We start from the raw sequence: 24,781 nt of genomic DNA, 5'->3' as shown, positions 1-24,781 counted from the left end.
TCTCGCTTCTTACAGTGATTATTCCGCCGCTTGCGCGCTCGGATGAACGATCATGCCTTCGAGCCTGTTCCTGATGATCGCCTCCGCTTCGCGCACGATGCGGGAGATCAGCTCGGCGCAGCTCGGGATGTCCTGGATCAGGCCCTGGACCTGGCCGGCCGACCAGATGCCTTCGTCGGAATTGCCGGTCGCGTAGACCATCTTGCCGCGGGCCCCCGCAACGAGCTCGCGGATGTCCTCGAACTTGGCGCCTTCCTTCTCCATGGCGACGACCCTGGTCGAGATCTCGTTCCTGGCGACGCGCGAGGTGTTGCGCATGGTGCGGAAGATCAGCTCGGTCTCGCGCTCGTCATTGGCGACGATCTTCTCCTTGATGAGCTGGTGGATCGGGCTCTCCTTGGTCGCCATGAAGCGGGTGCCCATGTTGATGCCATCGGCGCCCAGCGCGAGCGCGGCGACGAGGCCGCGGGCGTCGGCAAAGCCGCCGGAGGCGATCATCGGGATCTTGACCTTGTTGGCGGCGGCCGGGATCAGGATCAGGCCGGGGGTGTCGTCCTCGCCGGGGTGGCCGGCGCATTCGAACCCGTCGATCGAGATGGCATCGACGCCCATGCGCTCGGCCGAGAGGGCGTGGCGGACGCTGGTGCATTTGTGCACGACCTTGACGCCGTGCTTCCTGAACTCGTCGACATGCTCTTGCGGCTTGTTGCCGGCGGTCTCGACCACCTTGATGCCGCTCTCGATGATGGCGGCGCGGTATTCGGCGTAAGGCGGCGGCTTGATCGCGGGCAGGATGGTGAGGTTGACGCCAAAGGGCTTGTCGGTGAGGTCGCGGCAGCGCGCGATCTCTTTGGTGAGATCCTCCGGCGTCGGCTGGGTCAGCGCCGTGATGAAGCCGAGCGCGCCGGCATTGGCGACGGCGGCAACCAGTTCGGCCCGGCCGACCCATTGCATGCCGCCCTGGACGATCGGGTGCTCGACGCCGACGAGCTCAGTGAACCGTGTCTGCAGCATGATCTGTTTCCCCCGCCGGTATGGCGCTCTGTTATCGCTTGATGCTGCGAGGATGCCGCCGGGGTCGGGAAAAGTCTATTGCGCGGGAGTGTGGTTAGGGCGGGGCGCTCATGCGGAGGATGAGGGGATTCCGCGGGGCGGATAATTGGGGCGCGCCGTTGCCCGATGAGGCAAGTTCTTTCCTCAAACTCCACCGTCATACCCCGCGAAGGCAGGGTATCCAGTACGCCGCGGCTTGTCGGCTCTAGCCTCGCTGTTGTTGGAATACTGGATTGCCCGCCTTCGCGGGCAATGACACTGAATACCGGCTATTCCGCCGACAGCCGCACCATCTGTCGGCCGCCGTTCATTTCCTTGAGGCGGTTGACGAAGGCTTCCGGGCGCTGCCAGCGGTTGGGGACCTCCAGGCCCATGAACTCGGCGATGTCGCCGATGAAGCCGGTGCAGTTGGTGGTCTCGGCATTCCAGACCGGCGAGCTCGTCTGCAATTTCTTGATGTAGGCGAACACGCGCTTGGCGTCGGCCTCGTTGAGGTACACGCGATAGCTCGCGGTCAGATATTCCGGATCGAGATCGCCGTAGCTGGCGCCGGTCTCGGATGGCACCCAGGTGAGATGCCCGAGCACATAGGCCCAGGTGTCGCCGGCGGGCGTGAGCCCTGCGACCTCGACTGCGCGCTCGCTGGTCTTGCCGTACCAGACGAAGGCATGGCCCCAGCTCGCGGCCGTGCGGGCACGGAAGTCGACGTAATAGGGACCTTTCTCCGCGCGTGCGACCGGGCGCCGCGATTGCGGTGCCGGCCGTGAGGCGGTGTCGGCCGGAGCAAGCGCATTGGCGTCCGCCATGCGCTTGTTCGCTTCGTGGGCCGAAGCCGAGGGCGTCGTGCACGCCAGCAGGGCCGCGAGCGCGGCCCCCGCGATGATGCAGGATCCCGTTCGATCAGCTTTGTTGGTCACGCTGTGCCCCCTCGACTGCCAGCCGCTTACGCAGATTCCGCTAGTGCGTCAGTAGCGCGCCGCGACCGGGCCGGGCGCCTTGCCGATCGGGGCCTTGCCGACCGGGCTCTTGCCAATCGGCATCTTGCCGATCGGGGCCTGCTCCGCCGGATAGACCGGCACGGGCTGGCGGCGCGGCAGATCCGCAGCGTTCGCAGCCGTCACCAGAGCAAGCGTGGCACCCAGAACAAATACAGTCTTCTTCACAGTGATACCCCTAGAAGGTTGGTCCAAACACGGCCATGCCGTGCCCCCAGACACGCCTCACAAAAGGGCGGCCGAATGCGTCCAAGTTGCGGCGCGCACGGGACATGTTGGCGGCATCTCTCGGGTGTACACAGATGTGATGTGTCCAGATGTTTCGGAGTGGTGCGATGCCGGAAGCTCACCCGATCCGGTTCAAACTGTTCCTGATCGTCGAGAAGATGCCGCCGATGTCCTTGCGCAGGGCATCGAGGGCGTTGAAATTGTCGAAGATGCGGGCGAGGCGGTCTTCGACTTCGCGCTTGCTCTTGGTCAGTGCGTCCACACGCGAGGCCAGCGTCACACCCGCGTTTGCCTCGATCTCGCCGACGGTTCTGGCGAGCAGGTCGCGCGTGGTGCTGACCTCGGCGATCATCCCCTCGATGCCGAACACCGGAGCCTTCAGCGGGACGAGATCGGCCTGCGACTTCGACAGCTCGGTCTTGAAGGCGTTCAGCGTCGCCAGCGTCTCCTGCAACGCGCCGAGGCGCTGGCGCGACTGGAGCACGAAATCGTTCAGCGCGTTCTGACGGTCGGCAAGGGTCTTGCCGTCGCGGTCGGTTTCGACCTCGGCGAGCGAGCGCTCGAGCTGGGCCCGGCGTTGACCAAGTTCCTCAAAGTCGAGCCGGACGCCCTTGAGGATGTTGAAACTGTCGTCGATGCGGGCGAGGCGCTGCTCGATCTCAATCTTGTTCTTCGAGAGCGTCTCGACCCGGCTGGCGAGCGGCGCCTCACCGCTGGTCTCGAGCTCGTCGATGCTTTTGGCGAGGCGGTCATGGCTGAGGGCGAGCTCGCCGATCAGCGCATTGATGCCGGCGTCACCCGAACGCAGCGGCACCAGCTCGGCGTGGGATTTCGCCAGATCGTCCTTGTAACGGTCCAGCGTTGCGTGAATGTGCTGGACCGTGCTCACCCGCGTCAGGAGCGTCGATACGTCGCGCGCGATGTCCTTGAGCCGGTCGCCGAGGTTGTTCTTGCGGTCGTCGGTCTCGAGGTCGTGCAGGGATCGTTCGAGCTGGTTCTGGCGGTCGCGGATCTCGGTGAAGACGGGCTCGACCGCGCGGCGCTGATCGGCGACCTTGCCGACCATCTCGCGCAGCTCCTGCTGGCGGCGGCGGATCTCGGCGAGCTGGTCATGCATGTCGGTGGATTCGTTGCGGCCCTGCTGCAGCAGCGCGCGCTGCTCGGTCTCGCTCAGCTTGGCGTGGAGGGCCGAGACCGCCTCCCTGGGGTCGCTCTCGATCAGGTGCTGGACGGTGGCGTCGAGGTGGTTTTGCAGGGCGTGGGCGACGACGACGTCCTCGCGGGTCTTCTTGAGGCGGTCGCGCAGGGCGTAGAGCCTCCGATCCTGGCGCGACAACCGCCAGGCGGTCGCACCAATCAGGGCCAGGACGGCCGTCAGGATCGTGCCCGTCGCGATGCGTTGCGACATGGGCAGGCCCGCGAACCAGGCGGGCAGGTGGCCGATATCGTAACCGAACGCCTGCTGGGCGAGAAACGCGACGGCGGCCAGCAGGACAAACCAGGCAACCAGGAAAAACAGCCACATCGTGAATTCCTCACGCCGGCACAATGTCGCCATAGTTGCTATTGGAGAGCGGAACCGAGATCAAGGGGTGCGGCGGTTGCCGAACATGTCCAGCAGCGCGAATCCACCGCCGGCTGCGTCGGCGGATCAATGGAGCGGCGGCGAGCCGTGCCGGGTTTTCCCGATGGGTGGAGCGATAGGGGTCAACACCCTCCGCCGTCATTCCGGGGCGGCGCGTAGCGCCGAGCTCGGAATCCATAACCACAAGCGGCTGTGCTGACGCGAGATCGGCGTGGCGCGCGGTGCCTGACCCAATCGGCCGTCGTGGTTATGGATTCCGGGCTCGCGCTACGCGCGCCCCGGAATGACGGAGAGAGGATCGTAGCGCAGCTCCATGCGGGACCACGTCAACGTCTGTCCAGGTTTACGCTCCGCTCATCCGGCTACGGCGTCGTGCTCGCTATCTCTTCCCGAGGAAGTTCGATCGCATCTTGTCGGCGAACCAGACCACGAAGATCGCAGCGAACGCGAGGACAAAGTACAGAGCCGTCCACAAAAGTGCATAAGTGGCATTCGTCATGGCGTCCTCCCTCGCATCAGACATCGAACCGTTGCCGGGAAGGATAATGGCGGCCGCGACGGCACGATTTGCGCAGGATCAATTTTGCCGCGCTGCGGCGAAATGGTCCGGCGAGCCTTCATTCCGAGATCGCGATGGAGTTGCGCCCGGGAATGAAGGAGCGCTACAGCCGGAATTCGTTGGTGAGCTCGCCGATGCCTTCGATCGCGACGGTCACATTGTTCACCGGCTCCTTCATCACGCCGACGCCCACCGATGTCCCGACCGCGATGAGGTCGCCGGGCAGCAGCGTCATGTCGTGCGAAATCCGGCTGACCAGCTCCTGCGCGGAGAAGATCATGTCCGAGATTGGATAGTTCTGCCGCTCGGCGCCGTTGAGGATGGTGCGCACCACGAGCTTGGCCGGATCGAGGCCGGTCGCGATGACCGGGCCGAACGGGCCGTAATCGTCGATACCCTTGGCGCGGGCCCATTGCGGGAAGGTGGGGTCGCGGGTCAGGATGTCGTTGGCGGTGATGTCGTTGACGCAGGTGTAGCCGAAGATGAAGCCGTCGGCTTCGCCAGGCGAGACGCGGGCGCAGGTCTTGCCGATGACGATGCCGAGCTCGCCCTCATAGGTGGTCTTGCCGTCGTAATAAGAGGGGCGGCGGATCACCGCGCCGGGCGCGGCGATCGTGGTGGTGGCCTTGAGCAGATAGAGCGGCTCCGGCGGCTCGGGCTGGTTGAGCTTCGCCGCGAGCGCGTGGAAATTATTCCAGAGCGCGACGATCTTGCTGGGCGCGCACGGCGCGAGCAGCTCGACCTCGGACAGCGCCAGTGTCTTGCCGGTCGCCGCATGGTGGCCGAACATCTCGCCCTCATGGACGCTGATACCCGATGAGGTCAGCGTACCGAAGCCGGTCGCACCGCTATGACGGAAGCGCAGCCAGTGTTTCATCTCGCCCGCCATCACGCCACCGCCAGTGCGCGGGGATCGCCGGGTGCCGCGACGCCGTCATAGAGACCGGCGATGCGGGCGCGCTGGGTCACCATCGCCAGCACCGAGTCCAGCGCAGGCGTGGCGATGCCGGTGAGGCGGCCCATCTCCTGCACCACGGTGACGAGCGGGTCGATCTCCATCGGGCGGCCGCGCTCGAGATCCTGCAGCATCGAGGTCTTGTGCGCGCCGACCTTGCGGGCGCCCTCGATACGGCGCTCGACGTCGACGCGGAACTTGACGCCGAAGGTCTCGGCGATCGCCTGCGTCTCCACCATGATCGCGCGCGACAGGGCACGCGTGGACGGATCGGTGCAGATCACGTCGAGGGTTGCATGGGTCAGCGCGCTGATCGGATTGAAGCAGACATTGCCCCAGAGCTTGAGCCAGATCTCGTCGCGGATGCGGTCGAGCACCGGTGCCTTGAGGCCAGCCGCGACGAAGAGATCGGCAAGGCGCTGCACGTCGCTCGTGATCTCGCCGGAGGGCTCGCCGAGCGGGAAATTGTTGCCATAGACGTGACGGATCACGCCGGGCGCCTCGATCTCGGTGGCGGGATAAACGATGCAGCCGATGGCACGCTCGGCGCCGATCTCGCGCCACTGCCGTCCGCCGGGATCGATGCTCTCCAGCGTCGAATTCTCGTATTGGCCGCCGTGCTTGTAGAAGTACCAATAGGGGATGCCGTTGACGGCGGTGACGATGCGGGTGTGCGGTCCGAGCAGCGGCTGCATCTTCTCGATCACGCCGGTGATCGAATGCGCCTTCAGCGTGATGATGATGTAGTCCTGCACGCCGAGCTCAGTGGGATTGTCGGTGCAGCGCGGATGCACGGTGTGCGTCTCCTCGCCCGCGAACAGCGTCAGGCCGCGCTCGCGCATCGCGGCGAGGTGCGCACCGCGGGCGACGAGACTGACGTCCGCGCCAGCGCGCGCGAGCTGAACCCCGAGATATCCGCCGATCGCGCCGGCGCCGTAGATGCAGATCTTCATGAAATCCTCGCGAGCAGAGACCGGAATTTTGGGACGAAAGATCCGGTCCGGCTCGGATGGATCCGGGCCGGGGCCGGTAGTCGCAGGGGAAGTGCTGCCGCTCTAAAGCGCGATGCGCTTTAGTTTATTGTTTGAGCATGATCTTGTCGGAAAACCGCTACGCACTTTTCCGGATCATGCTCTAGGCTGCCGCTTGCGGCGTGCCGTTGATGGCCTCGTCAACGGCAGCTGCGATGTCGCGCATGCTGATGACGGAGACGAGGCTGTAATCGTCGATGACCGGCAAGTGACGGATGTGATGACGGTTCATCAGGTGCCGCACGTGCTCGATCGTGTCCGAGGAGGTGCAGGAGACGAGCTGCTGCACCGAGACGAGTTGAGAGACCTTGACGTTGATGGCATTGGCGCCGTGCTCGGCAACCGCACGCACCACGTCGCGCTCGGTGAACATGCCGACCGCGGTGTTGCCTTCAGAGCGGACCACGTCCTTGACCACCAGCGCGCTGATGTTGTTGGCGCGCATCAGCTTGGCGGCGATACCCACCGTTTCGTTCATTCGCACCGTTACAACGCGCGGCGTCTTCTTGCGCAGAATGTCTCCGACCAGCATGGCGACCTCCCTGGGTGACTGATGGGGGAAGTGTGGTATACATAATGCCAATCGTCAAGCGCTGGATTTGGCTGATCCGAAAATTCTTGCGGCAGCATTACTGACGTTTGTCGCCGCGCCAAAAGAAAAGGGGCGCATCGCTGCGCCCCTTTTTGACCGACGTGACAGACGTGTGGTCGCTACGCCGTCTCGGTCTTGGCGTTACCGGTTGCGGTGCTGGCGCTCTCGGCTTCCTTGCCGAGGATGAAGGAGCGGCGCAGCGGCTTGATCACGAACAGCGCCATCAGCGCCGCCGTCGCGTTCAGCGCCACCGCCACCACGAACACGGCCTTCCAGCCATACGTCGCCGAGATCACGCTTGCGAGCGGGACGAGCAGGGAGGCGGTGCCCTTCGCGGTGTAGAGCATGCCGTTGTTGGTCGTTGCGAATTTCGAGCCGAAGGTGTCGCCGCAGGTTGCGGGGAACAGCGAGTAGATCTCACCGAACACGCCGAAATACACCGCGGTCGCAAGCACGAACACGATGGGATTCTGGCCATAGGCCGACAACGTCAGGAGCATCACCGCGGCGGTGCCGAAGGCGATGAACATGGTGTGCTCGCGGCCGATCGTGTCGGAGACCCAGCCGAAGAAGGGGCGTCCGAAGCCGTCGAAGATGCGGTCGAGCGAGATCGCGAAGGTCAGCGCCGCCATCTGGAAGCCGGCGAGCGTCACCGGGGTGTTGGCGATCTTGTAGTCGTGCGCGATCGGGCCGATCTGCGCCGCGGTCATCAGGCCGCCGGAGGCGACCATGACGAAGACGAGATACATCACCCAGAAGATAGGGCTGCGCAGCACTTGCGGCGGGGTGAAGTCGATCTTGGTCTGCGGCAGGTTGAGCTGCTTCTTCCTCGGCGGGATCGAGATCCGCGGCGGCTGGATGAAGAAGGCGAGCACGAATACGATCAGGCCCTGGCCGATGCCGAAGGTGAGGAACGCCTGCTGGTAGCCGCTCGATGCGATCATGGTCGCGATCGGCACGATGGTGAGCGCGGCGCCCGCGCCGAAGCCTGCGGCGGTCGCGCCGGCGGCGAGGCCGCGGCGGTCAGGAAACCATTTCAGCGCGTTGCCGACGCAGGTGCCGTACACAGCGCCGGCGCCCATGCCGCCGACGACTGCGGCCGCGTAGAGCAAGGTGAGCGAGTCAGCGTAGGAGTTGAGCACCCAGGACAGCGCGATCATCACGCCGCCGAACATGATGACGATGCGCGGGCCGTACTTGTCGACGAACCAGGCCTCGACCGGCACCAGCCAGGTCTCGGTGACGACGAAGATGGTGAAGGCGAGCTGGATCGCGGCGCGTCCCCAATGGTGGGCGGCGTCGATCGGATCGACGAACAGCGTCCAGCCATATTGCAGGTTGGCGATCATCGCCATACAGACGATGCCCATCACGAGCTGAAGCCAACGGAAACCGGTGCGAAGAGGCGCAGCTGTGACGGCGCCGTCAGTGCTGGAAATCATCAAGAACCTCCCAACGCGCCTGATTGATTACGACCTGGGATTGCAAGATGACCCGGTGTCGCAAATGTTGTGGCTTATCGTCGCAAGCGCGGCGGGCAGCTTGGTATACCATATCCCAGATTGCAAGTCCTATCTCGCGTCGAGGGCCAAGAAAATGCGCGGTTCCGTTCGGATTATCGGAATCTGAAAAATTTCGGACAAACGAAAACGCCCGGCCGCAAGGGCCGGGCGTCGTGCGCGAGCGAGTTGTTGAGGCGCCGCCTCAGACCGTCGATTTGGCGACCACGACCTTGCGCCAGGGTTTCAGCACCGCGATCGCCAGCAGCGAAGCCAGGATGTTGGCGCCAGCCGCGATGATGAACACGCTGTCCCAGGTGCCCGACGACTGCTGCATCAGGTTTGCGACCGGGACGAGCAGCGCGGCGGTGCCCTTCGCGGTGTAGAGCAGGCCGGCGTTGGTGGTCGCGAACTTGGCGCCGAACGTGTCGGTGCATGTCGAGGGGAACAGCGAGTAGATCTCGCCCCAGGCGAAGAACACGAAGCCCGAGAGCAGCACGAACCAGACCGGATCGTGGCCCCAGAGGTAGAGCATCCAGATGCCGAAGCCTTCCATGCCGAAGGCGATGAACATCGTGTTCTCGCGGCCGATCATGTCGGAGATCCAGCCGAAGAACGGACGCGTCAGGCCGTTGAGCACGCGGTCGATGGTCGCTGCGAAGGTCACCGCGGTCATCGTCACCGCCATCAGCGTCACCGGCACGCTGTCGACCTTCCAGTCAACCGCGATCGGCTTCAGGTTCGCGGTGACCATCAGTCCACCCGCGCCGACGATCACGAACATGAAGTACATCAGCCAGAAGATCGGCTGGCGCAGCACTTCGGTCGGCTGATAGTTGCGCCTGGTCTGGATGATATTGGCATTCGCCACCACGCTCGGCACCTGGCCCGGCTTCGGCGCGAGCAGAAAGAAGGCGAGGATGCAGATGATGATGCCTTGTCCGAGGCCGAAATAGAGGAAGGTGGTCTGGAATCCACTGTCCTTGATCATGGACTGGATCGGCGCGACGGTGAGGGCGGAGCCTGCACCGAAGCCTGCCGCCGTGATGCCGGCGGCAAGACCGCGCTTGTCCGGAAACCACTTCAGCGCGTTGCCGACGCAGGTGCCGTAGACGCCGCCGGCGCCGATGCCCGCGATGATCATGCCGAGATAGTAGCCGTTGAGCGAGGTGGCCTGTGCGTTGATCGCCCAGCCGATGGCGCAGAGCACGCCGCCGACGAGGACGACGATGCGCGGGCCGTATTTGTCGACGAACCAGCCTTCGACCGGAACGAGCCAGGTCTCGAACAACACAAAGAGCGTAAAGGCCCATTGGATCGACGCGCGATCCCAGCCGAACTTTTTCTGGATGTCTGGGACGAAGAACGTCCAGCCGTACTGATAATTGGCGATCATCACCATGGCCGCTACACCGATCGCCAATTGCGCCCAGCGATACGTGTCGCTGACGCGCGCGGCTGTAGGGGCCGTTGCCTGCACCATGTCCGTCATAAAGCCTCCCGTGGCGCCTCTAATTTTTCTGCGAGCGCTGGAGCGGCATTCTTGTATTCATTATGCCAAGGTTCAAGCGCTGGTCCGGCCACCGTGCGCAAATGCCGCAGCGACCTTGTCCGGTCGCGGCTGTGACTCGGGACAGCACAAGTAGAAATGGCCCCGTCGTGCGGGGCCATTCATCAAAAGTAGCATGTGGATCGGTCTGAAACCGTCGCGCGGCAGGGCCGCGCGGGAAAGAGCCCGCTTACAGGCCGAAACGCGGCAGGTCGCCGTTGTGATTCGAGATCTCGGCGCTCGCCATCAGGAGGCGGTCGATCGCAGCCATCAGGCGCGCGAACAGCGAGGAGGAGGGAGCGAGAGCGACGGAAGCGGTCTTGGACATCGGAATTCCTTTCTCGAGACAGTCAGTATCGCTGCCTCATTTCGAAAGACAATCTATGTATACCAGATGCCAGTGTCCATGCGCTTGTTTGCATAGCAGCATGCAACCTTTCGCATTGCAACATAATGATGCGTTAAAGCGGCCATTGCGGGCCTAAAATTGCCAAATGGCGGCCGAAACGACGCATTGGCGCGGATTTGACCGGCCTTACAGCGGATCCGGGTCTTGGCAGGGCAGGTCAAAGCCGTTAGTGGTCTGCCCCCTTTTCCAACCAACTGTCAGAGTGGTTCATGTCGAGCGCCTCGGCCGCCGTCTCGATCGGCATCGATTTTGGGACCAGCAACACGGTCGTCGCGCTTGCGGCGGACGACCGCCGGGTCGAGGCCATCCGCTTCGACCATGGCGGCCAGCGCCACAGCGTCTACGTCTCGGCGCTGTGCTTCTGGGAGGACCGGCCGGGCGCCGGCGCCCAGGCCGAGGGCGGCCCGTGGGCGATCGAGACCTTCCTGGAAGGCCGCCACGTCTATCGCTTCCTCCAGTCGTTCAAGACTTTTGCCGCGAGCAGCAGCTTCCAAACCACGCAGGTCTTCCGGCAGCGCTTCAAGTTCGAGGACATTCTGGCGGCGTTCCTGCGCACGCTGGCGCGCCATGGCGGCGAGAAGTTCGGCTTCGAGACATCGAACATCACCGTCGGCCGGCCCGTGCGCTTTGCCGGCGGCAATCCCGACGAGACGTTGGCGATGCAGCGCTATCGCGCCGCGTTCGAGCGTCTTGGCGCCGGCCACGCGCGCTATGTCTACGAGCCCGTGGGCGCCGCGTTCTCCTTCGCCCGCCGGTTGGAGCGCGATGCGACCGTCTTGGTTGCGGATTTCGGCGGCGGCACCAGCGACTTCTCGGTGATGCGTTTTTCGCGCGCGGGCGGCACGCTGCGCGCCGAGCCGCTGGGACACGCCGGCATCGGCATTGCCGGCGACACCTTCGACTACCGCATCGTCGATCACGTCGTCTCGCCGCGGCTTGGCAAGGGCTCGAGCTTCCGCTCGTTCGACAAGGTGCTGCCGGTTCCGAGCGGCCACTACACCAACCTTGCGCGCTGGCATCAGCTCGCGATGATGAAGAGCAACGGCGATCTGCGCGAGCTCCGCGAGCTCGCGCGCACCGCGCTGAAGCCGAAGCTGCTCGAGGATTTCATCACCATCGTCGATCTCGACCTCGGCTTTTCGCTGTACCGCGCGGTGTCCGACGCCAAGGTCGCGCTGTCGGGGCACGATGAGGTCGACTTCCGCTTCAAAGGCGGCGGCGTCGACATCGGCTCGACGATCACGCGGAAGAACTTTGAAGCCTGGATTGCCGACGACATCGCCCGGTTAGGGGCCACCGTCGACAAGGTGCTGGCCGAAGCCCGCATCACCGCGCGCGAGGTGGAGAAGGTGTTCTTGACCGGTGGCACCTCCTTCGTGCCCGCGGTGCGAAAGCTGTTCGCCGACCGCTTCGGCAACGAGCGGCTGATGTCGGGCGACCAGTTCGAGTCGATCGCCTACGGCCTGGCGCTGATCGGGCACAGCCCCGACCCGGACCGCTGGACCGCGGATGGCGGGCTCAAGCCGAAGGGTACGTAGCCCAGTAGCAGTCGTCATTGCGAGTAATGACGATGTGGGTCGATCTGCAGATGCGATCAACCAGTGCCGTAGGGTGGGCAAAGGCGCGGAGCGCCGTGCCCACCATCTTTCCGAGGTTGAGACAGACTGGTGGGCACGCTGCGCTTTGCCCACCCTACGATACTGCTGTCACTGCTACTGATGGATCTCCGGATCGACCAGCCGCGCCAGATTGCGCAGCGATTCCTGCCAGCCGAGATAGCAGGCCTCCGGCGGAATGAGGTCGGGGATGCCGGCCTGCGTGATGTCGACCTCGGTGCCGACCGACACCTTCTTCAGGATCACGGTTACCTGGATTTCGCCGGGCAGGTTGGGATCGTCGAACCTGTCGGTGTAGCGCAGGCGCTCGCCGGGCACGAGCTCGAGATATTCGCCGCCGAACGAATGGCTGTTGCCCGTGGTGAAATTCCGGAACGACATCTTGAACGTGCCTCCGACCCTGGGCTCGAAATGATGCACGGTGCAGGTGAAGCCGTTCGGCGGCAGCCACTTCGCCATTGCATCGGCCTCCAGGAAGGCGCGATAGATTTTCTCGGGGCTGGTGGCCAGAACGCGGTGCAGTCGTACAGTGCTGGGCATGTTCGTCATTCCTCGTGCATGTGCATTGATGGGCCGACATCTCATCGCGCTTTAAGGCCCGTTGATGTCTAGATGACGAACGAGGGGCTGCCGATCCGACACGTCACCGCATAAAAGAGATCGCACATAAATGAGCCGCCGGAACCGGCGGCTTTGACCTCGCGCTCGCGGACCTGCGTGCTCACCGCGTCCAGTCTTCACCCGCGCACAACGTTCCCATGCAGCCCTGGACGTTGAGATTGCCCGACGGCAGCAAGGTCACCGTGCTCGCATAGGTCTTGCCGTCGTCGGCATTGTAGATCCGGCCCGACCATTTGTTGGCGCCGGCCGCCTGCATGTCGATGAACAGGGAGATGCCGACGATCTTCCGGCCACGCAGCGCCGGATCGGAATTGTGGTCGTCGAGCTGCGGCTTCCCTGTCTTCTTGTCGATCGGCTCCTTCAGCCAGACTACGCGCCCGCACAGCGCGTTGCCGCAACGGCTCACCTTGATCTTCGCATCGCCCGACTGGGTCAGCCAGACGCCGCCGGGATCGCTGGCCGTTGCGGCTTTGGCATCTCCAAGCGGCGAGATGGACAACAGGGCTGCGAGCACGTGCCGGACGAGGGTGGAACGCATGGGGGCTCCGTCGGATCAATTATCATGAATAATTTCATGATAAACAATCAATATATCGCGCTTAAGGTTGAGTCAAGCGGATGGAACAGGCATACTGGTCCCCATAGATGACCCTTGCATTGCGGAGTGCCTAGAGATGGATGCGGTGAGGACGTCGGTGCGCGAGGCCCGGCAGCGCTGGTTTCGACGCCTCGATCTTGCGTTCTGGATGATCTGGGCGGCATTCCCGGTGGTGATATGGCTTGCCTATCGCCACAACACGACCGCCTCCGCGTCGATTGCGGCCAGCCTCAGTCCCGAGCAGGCGAAATGCGCGGGCATCGTCACCAACCCGCTCGACATGTCGCGCAAGGGGCAGATGCTGTTCTGGACGTTATTTTTGTTTCAGCTGTCGTTCTTTGCCGTGTTCACCGGCATCCTTCACCGCATGGTGCATCGATTCGCGCGCGGACGGATCTTCGTGTCCGAGACGCTCCAGGGTGTGTGGTGGATGGGGATCATTCTGGTGATCTGGCCGTTCATTGATCTCGCCACCAGCAACGCGGTGGCTTACGCCTTGCATGAGATCGGCGACATCAAGTTCTTCCTGCCGTCCTACAATCTGGACATCGGAACGATCGCGGGTGGGGTGTTCCTGATGGCGCTGAAATTCGTGATCGATCACGCCATCCTGCTGCAGTCCGAAAACGAATTGACGATCTGAGGTGAATGCTGGTGCCGATCGTCGTGAACCTCGATGTCATGCTTGCGAAGCGGAAGCGCCGCCTCGGGGACCTCGCCGACGCCATCGGCATCTCCATCCAGAACCTGTCGATCCTGAAGACCGGCAAGGCGAGGGCGATGCGCTTCTCGACCCTGGCCGCGATCTGCCGCGAGCTCGACTGTCAGCCCGGCGACATCCTCGAATATGTCGCGGGCGAGGAGAGCGATGGGGAAGCGGGCGAGGGGAGCTGAGCTCACACCTGACGGGTCTTGTCCGCCTTGGTCTTGGACGCGAGGACCTGAAAGACATCCCCCATGTGCAGCGCCCGGCCATCGGGGAAGGCGGACATCCTGAGGCTCGACGTGTGCGTCGCGCCGTCGACCGGAGAGATGAAGGCGAACTGGATCTCGATCTTGTGCTTGATCTCGTAGCCTTGCCATTTCGGATGCTCGCGCGTCAGCAGCTCGGCGAGCTCACAGCGCAGCATGTCGGAGGTCGACGTGGTCTTGGAGAGAATGCCGCGCTCGACTTTCTCCAGGTAGCACTGCTCGGTCACGGTGCTGACATGCGCATTGACGCGCTGAAAATTCGTCTTCTTGTCGTACTGATCGTAGGCGGCAAAGCCGGCAATACCTGCGGCAACCAATCCAAAGAACGCGAGACGCATGCTGATGCTCCCGTTTTAATGGGCGCAACTTCGAGCATCAGTCATTAAGGGCGACTGAATCCGCTTCGATACTTTTTGTGACGGGAAACGCCCGTCTGACGACCACGCACTCAATTGAATTAAATTGGCTTGGCTACACTCCGCGTCGAAGCCCGATTTGGCCTCTTTATGTCAGTGAGAAGGGACACAGCAGCCCATATTTGCTCAGTCGGGGTTCTTCGCTGTTTGCCCCATCGGACAGAGGACCGGGCGAACCGCACGAATGGGTGGTGCGACTAATACTGCACAAGACGTTCATCGAAGCCGCCATCCTTCGCCTCGTACTTCTTAATCGAACCACCATGATCAGCCTGCTACTGCTGTTTGCGATGCTCTACGCCGCGTGCGGGCTGGCACTCAGCATCGTTGCGAACGCGGTGTCATTCACCAGCATCCAACTCGGCGGAAATGCCTTGTTTCCAGTGCTTACGTGGGGAATCTTCCCGGCCTTTTTGTCGGTCATCCTCATCAGCATCTCGGAAAAGGAAAGGAAGATGCGTAGCAGTGTGGGTGAGGAGATCGATCATTGGGAGCTGGTGTTTGCGGGGTGCCCCTCGTTGATGAAATATATCTTCTGGGTCTGTTTCGCTTATGCGTGGGCGATCGGTATCGTCTTCGCCATATTGCAACCCCACGAACCGAACGTGATCTGGCGCGGCGCCTCTGCTTTTTGGATGACATTCTATGCGTTGGGCCTTGCGTCGGTTACAGGCGCCTATCTCCGCCGCCGCGCGCGTCAAACGCCGTGAAGGGCGATGGCTCTCATTCCTCAATGTCGGTGATCTCTCAGGGGATTTGGAACAGACTCGTGCTGGAATTGTGAGTACACGCCCTAAATTGGTGGCGGCTCCGAAAGCCGGGATCCTGGATCTTACAGGCCGGCGGCCATCCCAAATCGGCCAAGGCCAGGTAGCTTCAGCGCCGGACGCCGGATGTCAAAACCGAGCACGGCACCGAAGAGATTGACCTCCACGCCCTCGACCCAGCCGATCGAGAAGCCGAAATATCCAGCAAGCGAAGCATAGATGCCGGTGCCTGACGCGGTGACGCCGAGCCATTTGCCGGTGTACGGGAAGTCCTTGCCGATCGCAGTCGGCGGCAGGACGGCGCGGAGCTCGGGGACGGAGTCGAGTGCGGCCTGCACGAAGGTGTTCGAGTTGGGACCCGGCCAGGCGCTATAATCCCCATAGGACCGGAACCTGTAGTTTTCGATCACGTACCGTATCTTTGGGATCAGCGCTTCGGCGCGCGCTCCATTCACGGCGACGATGGTTTCGGGCAAAGCGCCGAACCACCGCCCATCTGGAGCGAAGCCGTTGGTGCGGATCGGCTCGCCCCAGGCCGTGTAGTCATATCTTGTGTAAATCGCCGCATTCTTCTCCTTCACGACGATCCAGGTGTGAACGGCAAAGATGCTGCGCCATCTGACGGTTCTTGCCGCGAAGACCCGTATCGTTGCTTCGGGATGATCCGCCGCGGCGGGTAGAAGACCGGCGCTCGACCGGTCGGCCATTTGCCAATTCCCGCGGCCATCGCCCAAAAAGAAATATCTCGCCGCTGACGCAGCGAGGGGCGCAAACAGGAGGAACAGAAAGATGAGCAAGTGTTTCTTCAAGGGAGCGGTGCGGCGGGATCTTCCATGATCATATAGGTCGCATGGATGCCGCCGCCATAGCTGCTTCAACCGATCGGTTCCGTTGGATCAAGGGTTTTGCCGCCGGAGCAGTGAGCCGAGCGAGTTTGAAGCCTGGCTGATTGATCGAAAGGAGAATGCGTATGGATATGAAGGAAGCTTCGGCGATGACGGAGGCCTCGGGATTGGCGAATGAGCAGGAGGGCATGGGGCGAAATTCAGGACTGAACCAGGGCTTCGGGAGGCCAACAGAGAACACAGGGGAGAGCCGTCGGCCGGTCCACTCGCCTTCGTCGGACGCTGCGATGCGATGGGCTGAGCAGTTGCGCGAGGTAACGACGAAGGCGCCTTTGCGATCGCTGCTTGTCGCTTTCCTGGTCGGAGCATGGATCGCACGCCGGCGATAGGAGCGACTTGCGCACGTCACGCTGAGGAAGATCGAGACACTTCTGAACGATTTTTTGTCGGCAACACGCGATGCCAAGGCGTTCCGCTTGCCGGCGGCAGCTGGTGCTCTTGGCCCATCAGCAAAGTGGCGCCTCGGCAACGGAGGCCGTTCACTAAGGTATAGCGGACTACAATTGATCTGGCTGAGTTCTTCGCATTTTGACCCGAGGCGGACATCGTTTGCGGGGAGTTTGATTCGGAACTGAAGCGGGACCAGCCTGTTGGTTCGATCAGCCAAGCGGAGTCTCGCAATGCGGATCATTCTGATAACGGCGGTTGGCTGGGCGTTGTCGTTCGGATTTGCGGCAGCACAGACCGACCCCAAGGACATGCCAACTGGACGCTCGGCACCAGAAGAGAAAGGTCAATTGCAGCCACAAGGTTGGACCGGACCGCTGGACACGAAATCGGGTGGCGCGCCGCCGGAAAGCCCGCAAGGTCAAAGCCCACCGGGAATGCAGGCAGCGCCGGACGGATCAACCAAAGTGGTGACCGAGCCACGTAAGTAGGTCTCACTTGGTTTTGTCGTCGAGAGGTCGGGTTCGCTTGGGATGAGCCGACCCGGCGTTCTGGCCGCAAGCGGCTAAGTGGTGGACAGTGCCGGCAAGCCCGCTGGTGCCTCGTTGCAGACATTGCTTCGTGAGGAGCAAGGCAACCGCGGCGTAGGTCCGGCGACGGCGCGCGGCAGATGAGCGGATCACAAGGACCGTTCGCTCAACGGCGATGATCTGCGCGTGGTGCCGCTTGACCCGCGCGAGGCGTATCTGGTACCAAAACCGAGGGTTGAGGGCTTGTTTTCATTGACGCCTAGGTCGAGATAAAGCCTTGGAGGCCAAATGATTACTGCCGCACAATGCTTGGAATTGGCACATCGATACAGAGCACTCTCTCAGACATCCGGCATCTCCAAAGACCGCGCTTTCATGATGAAGAACATCGCCAGAAGCCTGTCCGGCTTGGCAGGTCAATTGGACCGCCTTGATGCGCTTACGAGAGACGAACAGCCGACATAGTCAGGCAATGCGGGCCTGCGCGCGAGCGTGAAACCGGGAGCCCGCCTAGCAGACTGAGGGTGTCGCCGAACTCCCCGGGGGGTGCCTGCCGGCATCCGTGACGGAGAGGGTTACCTCGAAAGAGGCCCAACAAGCACACCCTTGAAGGACTTGTCAGAGCGCTCCTGGTACCGAATAGCATTGCGGATGGGGCAAATTGAGCCGATCCGCCGTCGCCATCAATCGTCGATCCGTCACGTGCGCCCGAACCACGTCGACGAGGACGATGGAGCAAGATTCTTCCGCGGCCTGCTGATTGCCGCGGGGCCGAGCCTGCTGCTTTGGCTATGTCTCGCACTCTTATTCAAAATGATGATCAACGGCCATCTACTTCCCTGAGGGAGGCGAACGAGCGGCTCTTACGGAGTGCGTGCCTAAGCTTGCGAGACGCTCCTCAGCCCTGAGCGAGCGGGCTATGTGATGCGACAATCTCAGAGCGAGCGCCACAACGATCAGCGTCGGATTTGCTTGACTGGACGTTGGCAACACGGACGTGCTGCACAGGTACAGGTTGGCGATGCCAAAAGCGCGAAGGTTCCTGTCCGCGACTCCGTCGTTTGCCGATGAAGCCATACGGGTCATGCCGAGTTGATGCGTGCCATCCTTGGCCTGCCGCAAAGCGCTCTGTTGCTGATCGGATGGGTTACACCGCAGCACCAGCCGGGCGAGACTTCCCCGCTTCAACCATTCCGACATCCGCTGGTGTACTCTCTCGAGGGATGCTGCGTCCGCATCTGCAAAGCGCAAGTCGATCGCAATCCGGTTCATGCCCAACCGATCGACCTCGCCTGTCAAAGTCACCCGGCTCTCCCGATTGGGCAGATGTTCGGCATGATAGGCGAGCCTGTACTGCGAGACTTGGTTGCGCATGAGGAAACCGGGAGGCCGAGGGTCTGCGTACCACCGTTCCAAAAGCGCATTCGCGTCAGCCAGAATGCTCTTGAAGCCTGCCGGCGTGAGGTTTCGCAGATGTGCTCCAGCAGTGCTTCCGAGCATATTTTCGCTGTATCGGCGCCGAATGACTTCCGGCAAGATGGCTCGCCCGAGGCTGTTCGCGCCGGACAACAAGAATAGCAGCGAGAGCAGCGCTCGTTGATGCCTCGCATCTGCAATCGCGCCTTCCGGCCATAGAACCGTGTTCGACAGCCCCCATTTTTCCTGCGTTGCTTCGCTCGGCTGGAATCGGCGGCGGGTATAGGTTCCGTTCGCGTCTTTCCGGAAGTCGAACAAGTCTACGTATTGCGGCTTGAGAAATCTGACGTCCGCTATCGAGCCCATCAGATGGCTCATGTAGTATCGCCCGAGGGGGCCAGCTTCGCCGCCGAACAGCCTGGGTCGATCGCGCTGCATATTCAAAGCTAACCTTGTCGTCTCGATCCCTCCGGCCGCAACGACGAGCATTCGAACGGGTAGTTGGGATAGTTTCGATCCATCCGACGATGCCACGGCAAGTCCGGTGACGACGCCATCTCCCGAGAGCAAAACCGCGGTCACGACCGTGTTCAGGCACACTCTGATGCGGGGGGATCGAACGGCGGCTCCACCGTGTCGGACTTGGCTACGCCTCTCGCACGCGAAGCGCGCAAGACTCGTGCACGAAAATTCATCGCCAGATTCATGAGCTACGTCGGCCGCAGTGAACTCCGCAGGGCCGGTGTCAAGAAAGCGACTGGCCGGTTCAAAGAACGGCGATACATCCTCGTATGTGATCGGCCACGCTCCGTCGCTTACAAATTTCCGCTCCTTGAAGTCGATCGGATCGTAGGTCACGCAAGCTCCGGCCCAAAGATTGGATGTTCCGCCGAACATTTTTGCCGATACGGCCTCGAGCGGACCGTGGGTTGCCGGCGTGCAGAGTTGGGCGGTGAACAGGCGGTCCACTGAACGGCGTCGCCTCAGACCTCCAGCTTCGAGGACCTGACTGGAAATTCCCAGCCGATCGAGCTCGAGCGCGATTGCGAGACCTACAGGACCTGCTCCGATGATCGTGACCTCGGCAGCGCTCTGCGATCTATCGAAAGCGTCCCCAAACATTGGGGTATCCTTCGGCAATTAAGGACACAATCTGCGCGGGAATTGCGGTTACAAGATGGATACGCGCGATCAAGGAAAGCGAGCAGCCCGCTCCGGAGAGAGGAAGCGCGTTTCACCGGGTCTGCTTGCGTGATGCCGGCTTGAGGAGGGCAATCATTTTGCAGACCTCGGCTGAGATCGATGCGACGTGAAGCACGCTCGATGGAGATCTTGCCTGCGCCTTCGACGAGTGTCGCCCTCAGTCGCGCGATCTTCCGGCCGAGGTGCTACACCTCGACATTGCCGCGCAACGCGAACTGCTGCGCATCGACGAACGCGGCGGCATTGGAGGCTGCCTCGAAGGCCTCGGCGGACTGGAGGATGCCGTTCGGCCCGACGAGATAAGCGTGATATTGCAGCGTTATGTCGGCGCTCTCAGACCGGGAGAGCTGAGCCACGCATCGATCTGCATGGCTGTTTCGTCCTGTTGCGCCCTGCGGAGCAACATCTCGCGGCGATGGCTTGGAGGAAGCAGGCGCGCCTCTTCGCGTAGGCAATTGATTTCGTCGATGAGCCGCTCTCTGAGCGATCGGGTTTGTTCGAAGTGACCGCGTTTCATGGCGAAGCTCCCTTGTTCGGACAGGGCGGGAGCGCAATCGGCGTTCTCATCACCGATAGAAGCCACGGGCCGGGCGGTGATCACGAACCATACCATAGATCCGCAGCATGTATGTCCATAAAGGGACTTTGTTCACGCGGAATCTGCCAAGCTTGGGTTGCTCGCAAACTACCTCAGGGCTGCTTCCATAGTCCGCCCCGATGGCACGCCCGATAGGCCGGCGCCCCGTTTGTTGCCGGCTGCGACCGACTTTTTTGGCTTGACCACGATCAATCCGTCGCGAATGGCCTGCTTACGCGCCTGCTTTCGCAGGCGCCGCACGGCGTCGGATTTTCGTCGCGCCGTCGCGGCCGACGGCTTCTCGTAGAATCGCGCGCGACGCATCTCCTTGAAGACGCTTTCGCGCTGCATCTTCTTCTTCAATATGCGCAGTGCTTGATCGACATTGTTGTCGCGGACGAAAACCTGCATCGGCGGTCCCTGTATTGAGGCTGCCTTGGTCGACCACGACTGCGCGACAGCCGCGTGCGCAGGGATGATTGGATCTCGCGGAGATCTCGCCGCTCACACGAGATGTCTTCAGGTCTGAGTCTCCAAACGGGCAAAGGTTCCACGGAAGCCCACGGGCGCGATTAAATCTGCCCGAAGCCTTGCTAATGCTAATGGCGAGGTATACCCTTAATTTATTCGTTCAGCCGCTGTGCCTTGTTGAATGCGCCCGCGGGCTCCTTTTTCCAGAGACATCGACGAATTGAATCGATCTGCGTGACCGTCACGCGGAATGCGCGTCTATGCGCTTTTGGAGAAGAAGTATGGCAACAGGTACTGTGAAGTGGTTCAACGGCCAGAAGGGCTTTGGATTCATTCAGCCCGACGACGGCGGCAACGATGTGTTCGTTCATGTCAGCGCAGTCGAACGGGCCGGTCTTGCAGGGCTCGCTGAGGGCCAGAAGGTCAACTTCGAGACCAAGACCGACAAGATGCGAGGCAAGGTCAGCGCTGAGAATCTCTCGCTGGCTTGAGTTCTCCTACGCCGTTTCACGGATGTACTGAAACGGCACGCGGCCCGCTCGATCTCGGATCGAGCGGGTTTTGTCCGTTGCCGAAGAGGATGAAAGATGAGCGCCAAGAAATGAGCGCGAAGAAATCGGCCGAACCGTCCCCAGAGTCCATCGCGCGGTCCGAGCGTCGCCGCATGGCCGCCGAAGAAGGCGCGCGGGCGATGGCGGATGCCGAAAGGCGGGCGATCGATGTCCGCAACAACATGGCGCGGCTTCGTGAGCTGCGCGAGGCGAGGGACGCGGCCGACGGAGATCTGCGTGCATCGTCGTCACCGGCACCCGCATCGAAGAAGCGCAAGACAAAGCTGTCGCGATAGCCGATTTCAACAGCGCGATGAGAGGGCTCGACATGCCAATGAGTGCAGTTCGTGCCTAGGACAAAGCCGGATGGCGGCGGCACAATCACCTTCTTTCTCGCACTCGGCGCCGGCCGACAGATGTGCCGTCTCGCGACGACATTTCAGACGCAGAAGCAGGCCTTCAGCTATCTTCATAAGTACCGGACGGAGTTTGAGCGTATCGCACGGGCGCGCCTGGAGTCAGGCGAACTCGAAGACGGTATCGTGGTTCTCTCGATGCTCTAAGACATGATCCGGAATAATGCGCAGCGGCTTTCCGAAAAAGATCATGCTCAAACAACGCCTCAAGCCATGACGACTCATCCGATCTCACCGCGCTTTAGGGGACGAGAATGTCGCGCGAAAGATCGGACCGTCGGCATCGCGCACCTCGATGGCCAGACCGCATCCGCTCGCGGACGGCGGAAGGTCCTTTGCGGTATCGGCAAGCGACAGCGCGGCCTCGATCTCGGCGGCCCTCTGGTTCGTCAGGGTCAGTCCCTCTTCGTCCACAGAGAGTGCGTTGCCGTCCCTGACGTCGAAGTAATAATGCGGCACCGGCATTCCCTTATCTGGTCCGGTTTCCCTGCTTGGCCTCTCGGGCCAGTCGTTCTGCTTTCAGGCGCTCACGATTTTCGTGAAGGGATTGTTGCGCCTTCGCGTAGTCGGTCATCGGCTTCTTCGTTTCGACCGGCTTGAACGCTTTATGGGCCTCCCGCAGAGCCCGGGACGCGGGATGATCTCTCATCATCTTGACCTCGATTGGGTGGACAGGCGCGCGATCTCGACGCGCCGGATCTGGCGTTTCCAGCCCGCGGGCTGGTAGCGATCGACTTTGTCATCGTCGGGTGGCCGCCTGCGATTCCACGGGCGTGTAGGAAATAACGGGGAGGGATCTCGTCTGTTCCCTGAAGCCGGCCTTAATTCGGCGTCGATCGCGTCCCGGTTGCTCAGCGGGCCTACCTGCTGCGGGACGCGACCGCCAGCTTCATTCCGCCGCGAGCCGCGTCACCGTCGCGCTGCGCGGGGGGACGCGAATGCGGGCCTAGCGCGCCTCGATCTGCGGATCCGATCCATTGTTGAGACCAACGAAAGCGCGCTGACACCGTGGGCACTCAAAATCAAGTCGCCACACTCCGGTCCGATTCCGCTGACAGTTCCACTGCACTTGAAATCGACCCTGCGGCTGGCGCGAAGTTCACGATGGTCCCGCCGCATTGTCAGGAGGTGTGCGAATGCTCGGCGCGAACGAAGGGGAGATCAACAAAATCTCCCGACTGGAAGAATCCCAAGGAGCTCAGGAAGCGACGCAAAGCTGGACCAGCGCGGATGCCTGGGCGGTCTACCAGCTTCCCTTCAACGATCTGCTGTTTCGTGCGCAATCCGTCCATCGCGAGCATTTTGACCCCAATCGCGTGCAGTTGAGCAGGCTCTTGAACATCAAGACCGGCGGTTGCCCGGAGGACTGCGGCTATTGCAGCCAGTCGTCGCATCACGCCACAAGCGTAGCGGCCAGCAAGCTGATGGAGGTCGAGAAGATCGTGGCCGAGGCCCGCAAGGCCAAGGCGAGCGGCGCGACGCGGTATTGCATGGGGGCGGCCTGGCGTAACCCGAAGCCGCGCGACATGGATGCGATCGTCGAGGTCGTCGGCGCCGTGAAGCAGCTCGGGCTCGAGACCTGCATGACGCTCGGCATGCTCGACCGCGATCAGGCCGACCGGCTGAGCGCGGCCGGGCTCGATTACTACAATCACAATATCGATACCTCGGAGCGTTATTATCCGAGCGTCATCTCCACCCGCACATTCGCCGATCGTCTCGATACGCTGGAGCATGTCCGCGAGGCCGGCATGAAAGTGTGCTGCGGCGGCATCCTCGGCATGGGTGAGAGCGAACAGGACCGCGTCGACATGCTGGTCACGCTCGCCAACCTCCCGGAAGCGCCGGAGAGCGTACCGATCAACATGCTGATCCCGATTCCGGGAACGCCGCTGGCGAAAGCGCCGCCGATCGGTCCGATCGAGTTCGTGCGCATCGTCGCGCTGGCGCGCATCATGATGCCGGCCTCCTTCGTGCGACTCTCGGCCGGCCGGTCGGCCATGACCGACGAGATGCAGGCGCTGTGCTTCTTTGCCGGCGCAAACTCGATCTTCGTCGGCGACACGCTGCTCACGGCAGGCAATCCGCAGGACGAAGCCGATCGCAAGTTGTTTGGCCGGCTCGGGCTGGAGGCGCTGTGAGGGGATCGTTCTGGAAGGCCGCCGAAAACCGGTGGCCTTCCTCTGCGAGCGGCCCGTCATGCAGGAGCAGCCACTGCGGGACGTTTCACCAGTGCAAAGGCCGCGGCAGCCGACAGGCAGAGGATTCCGGCAAGAACAAACGCCGGCACATAAGTCCCCAGCGCATCTCTGCTGACGCCAGCGGCAAAGGCCATCAGGCCGACGCCGAGCTGATGGGCTGTAAAGGAGCTTGAATCACGTCCTGGGCTCCGCCATCAACCCTCATGACTTATAGCCTTGCTGCCAATGTTCTGAATTTACTTCCGCTTTCGGCGACATAGCGGACTGTGCCCGGAATTGCCGCTGGCTGAACCAGGCGCGAATGACCTGAAGCAGACTCTCCCTGCTCGCCCTTGGAGTTATACACGCGCTGGTTGAGGTCGTAGCCTACTCTACGGCCGCGTGATATTGCGGGGAGTAGATGCAGTCGGCTCAAGGCGGGGTGAAACGAGATCAGGGCCCTTGCGCTATCAATGTAGAAGCCGTGGTGGAGCCGGGGCCAATGAGTCGTCAGCGAAACTCCGAAATCGCCTTCGCCAAGGTCCGTCACGGTAGAGTTGCAGGTCTGGTGTGCCCGAAGTGCAGTGCCACGTCGCGACAAACACTTGAGATCTATACTCACCGTCAGCGTGCTGCGAAATTTGGTAGCGAGCGAGGCCCGGTTCGACCGTGTACGTAGAGACGAAAAATTCGTCGGTAG

Annotated in this window: 29 protein-coding genes; 10 read left to right on the top strand and 19 right to left on the bottom strand. The window is 62.2% G+C overall.

All coding sequences use genetic code 11. From position 1 onward, the window contains the following. Positions 1-18: 18 nt before the first annotated feature. The 10 genes from AAFG16_RS33180 to AAFG16_RS33135 form a co-directional block, all read right to left on the bottom strand. On the bottom strand, positions 19-1,014 hold the full coding sequence (locus AAFG16_RS33180) for a nitronate monooxygenase family protein (RefSeq protein ID WP_283080672.1): 996 nt from the start codon (positions 1,012-1,014) through the stop codon (positions 19-21). 308 nt (positions 1,015-1,322) lie between these two features. Next, the gene (locus AAFG16_RS33175; RefSeq protein ID WP_342732075.1) at positions 1,323-1,970 is read right to left on the bottom strand and encodes a hypothetical protein; all 648 of its coding nucleotides are present in this window, start codon (positions 1,968-1,970) and stop codon (positions 1,323-1,325) included. 48 nt (positions 1,971-2,018) lie between these two features. After that, on the bottom strand, positions 2,019-2,222 hold the full coding sequence (locus AAFG16_RS33170) for a hypothetical protein (protein ID WP_283087028.1): 204 nt from the start codon (positions 2,220-2,222) through the stop codon (positions 2,019-2,021). A gap of 172 nt (positions 2,223-2,394) precedes the next feature. Then, positions 2,395-3,801 carry a hypothetical protein gene (locus tag AAFG16_RS33165; RefSeq protein ID WP_283080670.1) on the bottom strand — a complete coding sequence of 469 codons (1,407 nt, stop codon included), beginning with the start codon at positions 3,799-3,801 and terminating at the stop codon, positions 2,395-2,397. 722 nt (positions 3,802-4,523) lie between these two features. Beyond that, a complete protein-coding gene (locus AAFG16_RS33160; RefSeq protein WP_342732073.1) occupies positions 4,524-5,297 on the bottom strand; it encodes a fumarylacetoacetate hydrolase family protein in 774 nt (257 codons plus the stop codon). A gap of 11 nt (positions 5,298-5,308) precedes the next feature. After that, complete coding sequence (locus tag AAFG16_RS33155; protein WP_342732071.1) at positions 5,309-6,328, bottom strand: 2-dehydropantoate 2-reductase; 1,020 nt, start codon at positions 6,326-6,328, stop codon at positions 5,309-5,311. Between the two features lie 181 nt (positions 6,329-6,509). Continuing rightward, the gene (locus tag AAFG16_RS33150; RefSeq protein WP_212344010.1) at positions 6,510-6,938 is read right to left on the bottom strand and encodes a CBS domain-containing protein; all 429 of its coding nucleotides are present in this window, start codon (positions 6,936-6,938) and stop codon (positions 6,510-6,512) included. 179 nt (positions 6,939-7,117) lie between these two features. Further along, positions 7,118-8,440, bottom strand: a complete 1,323-nt coding sequence (gene oxlT / locus AAFG16_RS33145; RefSeq protein ID WP_283080667.1) for an oxalate/formate MFS antiporter — start codon at positions 8,438-8,440, stop codon at positions 7,118-7,120. 262 nt (positions 8,441-8,702) lie between these two features. Then, positions 8,703-9,989 carry an oxalate/formate MFS antiporter gene (gene oxlT, locus AAFG16_RS33140; protein ID WP_283080666.1) on the bottom strand — a complete coding sequence of 429 codons (1,287 nt, stop codon included), beginning with the start codon at positions 9,987-9,989 and terminating at the stop codon, positions 8,703-8,705. Between the two features lie 247 nt (positions 9,990-10,236). After that, positions 10,237-10,374 carry a hypothetical protein gene (locus AAFG16_RS33135; RefSeq protein ID WP_167336519.1) on the bottom strand — a complete coding sequence of 46 codons (138 nt, stop codon included), beginning with the start codon at positions 10,372-10,374 and terminating at the stop codon, positions 10,237-10,239. 290 nt (positions 10,375-10,664) lie between these two features. Here AAFG16_RS33135 and AAFG16_RS33130 point away from each other — a divergent pair, with 290 nt between their 5' ends. Then, positions 10,665-11,993, top strand: a complete 1,329-nt coding sequence (locus AAFG16_RS33130) for an Hsp70 family protein (RefSeq protein ID WP_342732065.1) — start codon at positions 10,665-10,667, stop codon at positions 11,991-11,993. 174 nt (positions 11,994-12,167) lie between these two features. On the opposite strand, the gene AAFG16_RS33125 is transcribed toward AAFG16_RS33130, so the two are convergent. Both AAFG16_RS33125 and AAFG16_RS33120 read right to left on the bottom strand, forming a co-directional pair. After that, complete coding sequence (locus AAFG16_RS33125; RefSeq protein ID WP_342732063.1) at positions 12,168-12,611, bottom strand: SRPBCC family protein; 444 nt, start codon at positions 12,609-12,611, stop codon at positions 12,168-12,170. Positions 12,612-12,792: 181 nt separating this feature from the next. After that, positions 12,793-13,230 (bottom strand): DUF2147 domain-containing protein, encoded by a 438-nt coding sequence (locus tag AAFG16_RS33120; protein WP_283080664.1) that lies wholly within the window; start codon positions 13,228-13,230, stop codon positions 12,793-12,795. Positions 13,231-13,366: 136 nt separating this feature from the next. Between AAFG16_RS33120 and AAFG16_RS33115 the strand changes: the two genes are divergently transcribed. Both AAFG16_RS33115 and AAFG16_RS33110 read left to right on the top strand, forming a co-directional pair. Next, positions 13,367-13,933, top strand: a complete 567-nt coding sequence (locus AAFG16_RS33115; RefSeq protein ID WP_283080663.1) for a DUF2975 domain-containing protein — start codon at positions 13,367-13,369, stop codon at positions 13,931-13,933. Positions 13,934-13,938: 5 nt separating this feature from the next. Further along, positions 13,939-14,184 carry a helix-turn-helix transcriptional regulator gene (locus AAFG16_RS33110; protein WP_342732059.1) on the top strand — a complete coding sequence of 82 codons (246 nt, stop codon included), beginning with the start codon at positions 13,939-13,941 and terminating at the stop codon, positions 14,182-14,184. A 2-nt stretch (positions 14,185-14,186) separates the two neighbouring features. Here the strand turns inward: AAFG16_RS33110 and AAFG16_RS33105 are convergent, their stop codons facing one another. After that, complete coding sequence (locus AAFG16_RS33105; RefSeq protein ID WP_283080662.1) at positions 14,187-14,600, bottom strand: hypothetical protein; 414 nt, start codon at positions 14,598-14,600, stop codon at positions 14,187-14,189. Between the two features lie 341 nt (positions 14,601-14,941). Between AAFG16_RS33105 and AAFG16_RS33100 the strand changes: the two genes are divergently transcribed. Next, positions 14,942-15,388 carry a hypothetical protein gene (locus tag AAFG16_RS33100; RefSeq protein WP_342732057.1) on the top strand — a complete coding sequence of 149 codons (447 nt, stop codon included), beginning with the start codon at positions 14,942-14,944 and terminating at the stop codon, positions 15,386-15,388. A 122-nt stretch (positions 15,389-15,510) separates the two neighbouring features. Here AAFG16_RS33100 and AAFG16_RS33095 read toward each other — a convergent pair whose 3' ends face one another. Further along, a complete protein-coding gene (locus AAFG16_RS33095; RefSeq protein WP_342732055.1) occupies positions 15,511-16,242 on the bottom strand; it encodes a DUF3750 domain-containing protein in 732 nt (243 codons plus the stop codon). Between the two features lie 728 nt (positions 16,243-16,970). Between AAFG16_RS33095 and AAFG16_RS33090 the strand changes: the two genes are divergently transcribed. After that, positions 16,971-17,228 (top strand): hypothetical protein, encoded by a 258-nt coding sequence (locus tag AAFG16_RS33090; RefSeq protein ID WP_283080658.1) that lies wholly within the window; start codon positions 16,971-16,973, stop codon positions 17,226-17,228. A 645-nt stretch (positions 17,229-17,873) separates the two neighbouring features. Beyond that, the gene (locus AAFG16_RS33085; protein ID WP_283080657.1) at positions 17,874-18,110 is read left to right on the top strand and encodes a hypothetical protein; all 237 of its coding nucleotides are present in this window, start codon (positions 17,874-17,876) and stop codon (positions 18,108-18,110) included. Here the strand turns inward: AAFG16_RS33085 and AAFG16_RS33080 are convergent. The 3 genes from AAFG16_RS33080 to rpsU form a co-directional block, all read right to left on the bottom strand. Then, complete coding sequence (locus AAFG16_RS33080; RefSeq protein ID WP_342732052.1) at positions 18,099-19,805, bottom strand: GMC oxidoreductase; 1,707 nt, start codon at positions 19,803-19,805, stop codon at positions 18,099-18,101. The two genes, AAFG16_RS33085 and AAFG16_RS33080, sit on opposite strands and share 12 nt — an antisense overlap. 266 nt (positions 19,806-20,071) lie before the next feature. Continuing rightward, complete coding sequence (locus AAFG16_RS33075; RefSeq protein ID WP_342732050.1) at positions 20,072-20,242, bottom strand: hypothetical protein; 171 nt, start codon at positions 20,240-20,242, stop codon at positions 20,072-20,074. Between the two features lie 329 nt (positions 20,243-20,571). Then, complete coding sequence (rpsU, locus tag AAFG16_RS33070) at positions 20,572-20,874, bottom strand: 30S ribosomal protein S21 (protein ID WP_342732048.1); 303 nt, start codon at positions 20,872-20,874, stop codon at positions 20,572-20,574. Between the two features lie 341 nt (positions 20,875-21,215). Here rpsU and AAFG16_RS33065 point away from each other — a divergent pair, with 341 nt between their 5' ends. The 3 genes from AAFG16_RS33065 (at position 21,216) to AAFG16_RS33055 (ending at position 22,048) form a co-directional block, all read left to right on the top strand. Beyond that, positions 21,216-21,425, top strand: coding sequence for a cold-shock protein (locus AAFG16_RS33065; RefSeq protein ID WP_080135923.1), 210 nt, complete (start codon positions 21,216-21,218; stop codon positions 21,423-21,425). Positions 21,426-21,535: 110 nt separating this feature from the next. Continuing rightward, a complete protein-coding gene (locus tag AAFG16_RS33060; RefSeq protein ID WP_342732043.1) occupies positions 21,536-21,781 on the top strand; it encodes a transcriptional regulator in 246 nt (81 codons plus the stop codon). A 42-nt stretch (positions 21,782-21,823) separates the two neighbouring features. Then, complete coding sequence (locus AAFG16_RS33055) at positions 21,824-22,048, top strand: hypothetical protein (RefSeq protein WP_342732041.1); 225 nt, start codon at positions 21,824-21,826, stop codon at positions 22,046-22,048. An 84-nt stretch (positions 22,049-22,132) separates the two neighbouring features. On the opposite strand, the gene AAFG16_RS33050 is transcribed toward AAFG16_RS33055, so the two are convergent. Both AAFG16_RS33050 and AAFG16_RS33045 read right to left on the bottom strand, forming a co-directional pair. Beyond that, positions 22,133-22,366, bottom strand: coding sequence for a hypothetical protein (locus AAFG16_RS33050; RefSeq protein WP_342732039.1), 234 nt, complete (start codon positions 22,364-22,366; stop codon positions 22,133-22,135). 4 nt (positions 22,367-22,370) lie between these two features. Then, complete coding sequence (locus AAFG16_RS33045; protein WP_342732037.1) at positions 22,371-22,553, bottom strand: hypothetical protein; 183 nt, start codon at positions 22,551-22,553, stop codon at positions 22,371-22,373. Between the two features lie 484 nt (positions 22,554-23,037). Here AAFG16_RS33045 and bioB point away from each other — a divergent pair, with 484 nt between their 5' ends. Further along, entirely contained in the window at positions 23,038-24,042 is a 1,005-nt protein-coding gene (gene bioB, locus AAFG16_RS33040; RefSeq protein ID WP_342732035.1) for a biotin synthase BioB, read from the top strand. Positions 24,043-24,781: the final 739 nt, after the last annotated feature.

Source organism: Bradyrhizobium sp. B117 (genome assembly GCF_038969555.1).
Taxonomy (GTDB): Bacteria; Pseudomonadota; Alphaproteobacteria; order Rhizobiales; family Xanthobacteraceae; genus Bradyrhizobium.
The sequence above is the reverse complement of the archived record's forward strand: the minus strand, read 5'-3'. Positions and strand labels throughout refer to the sequence as shown.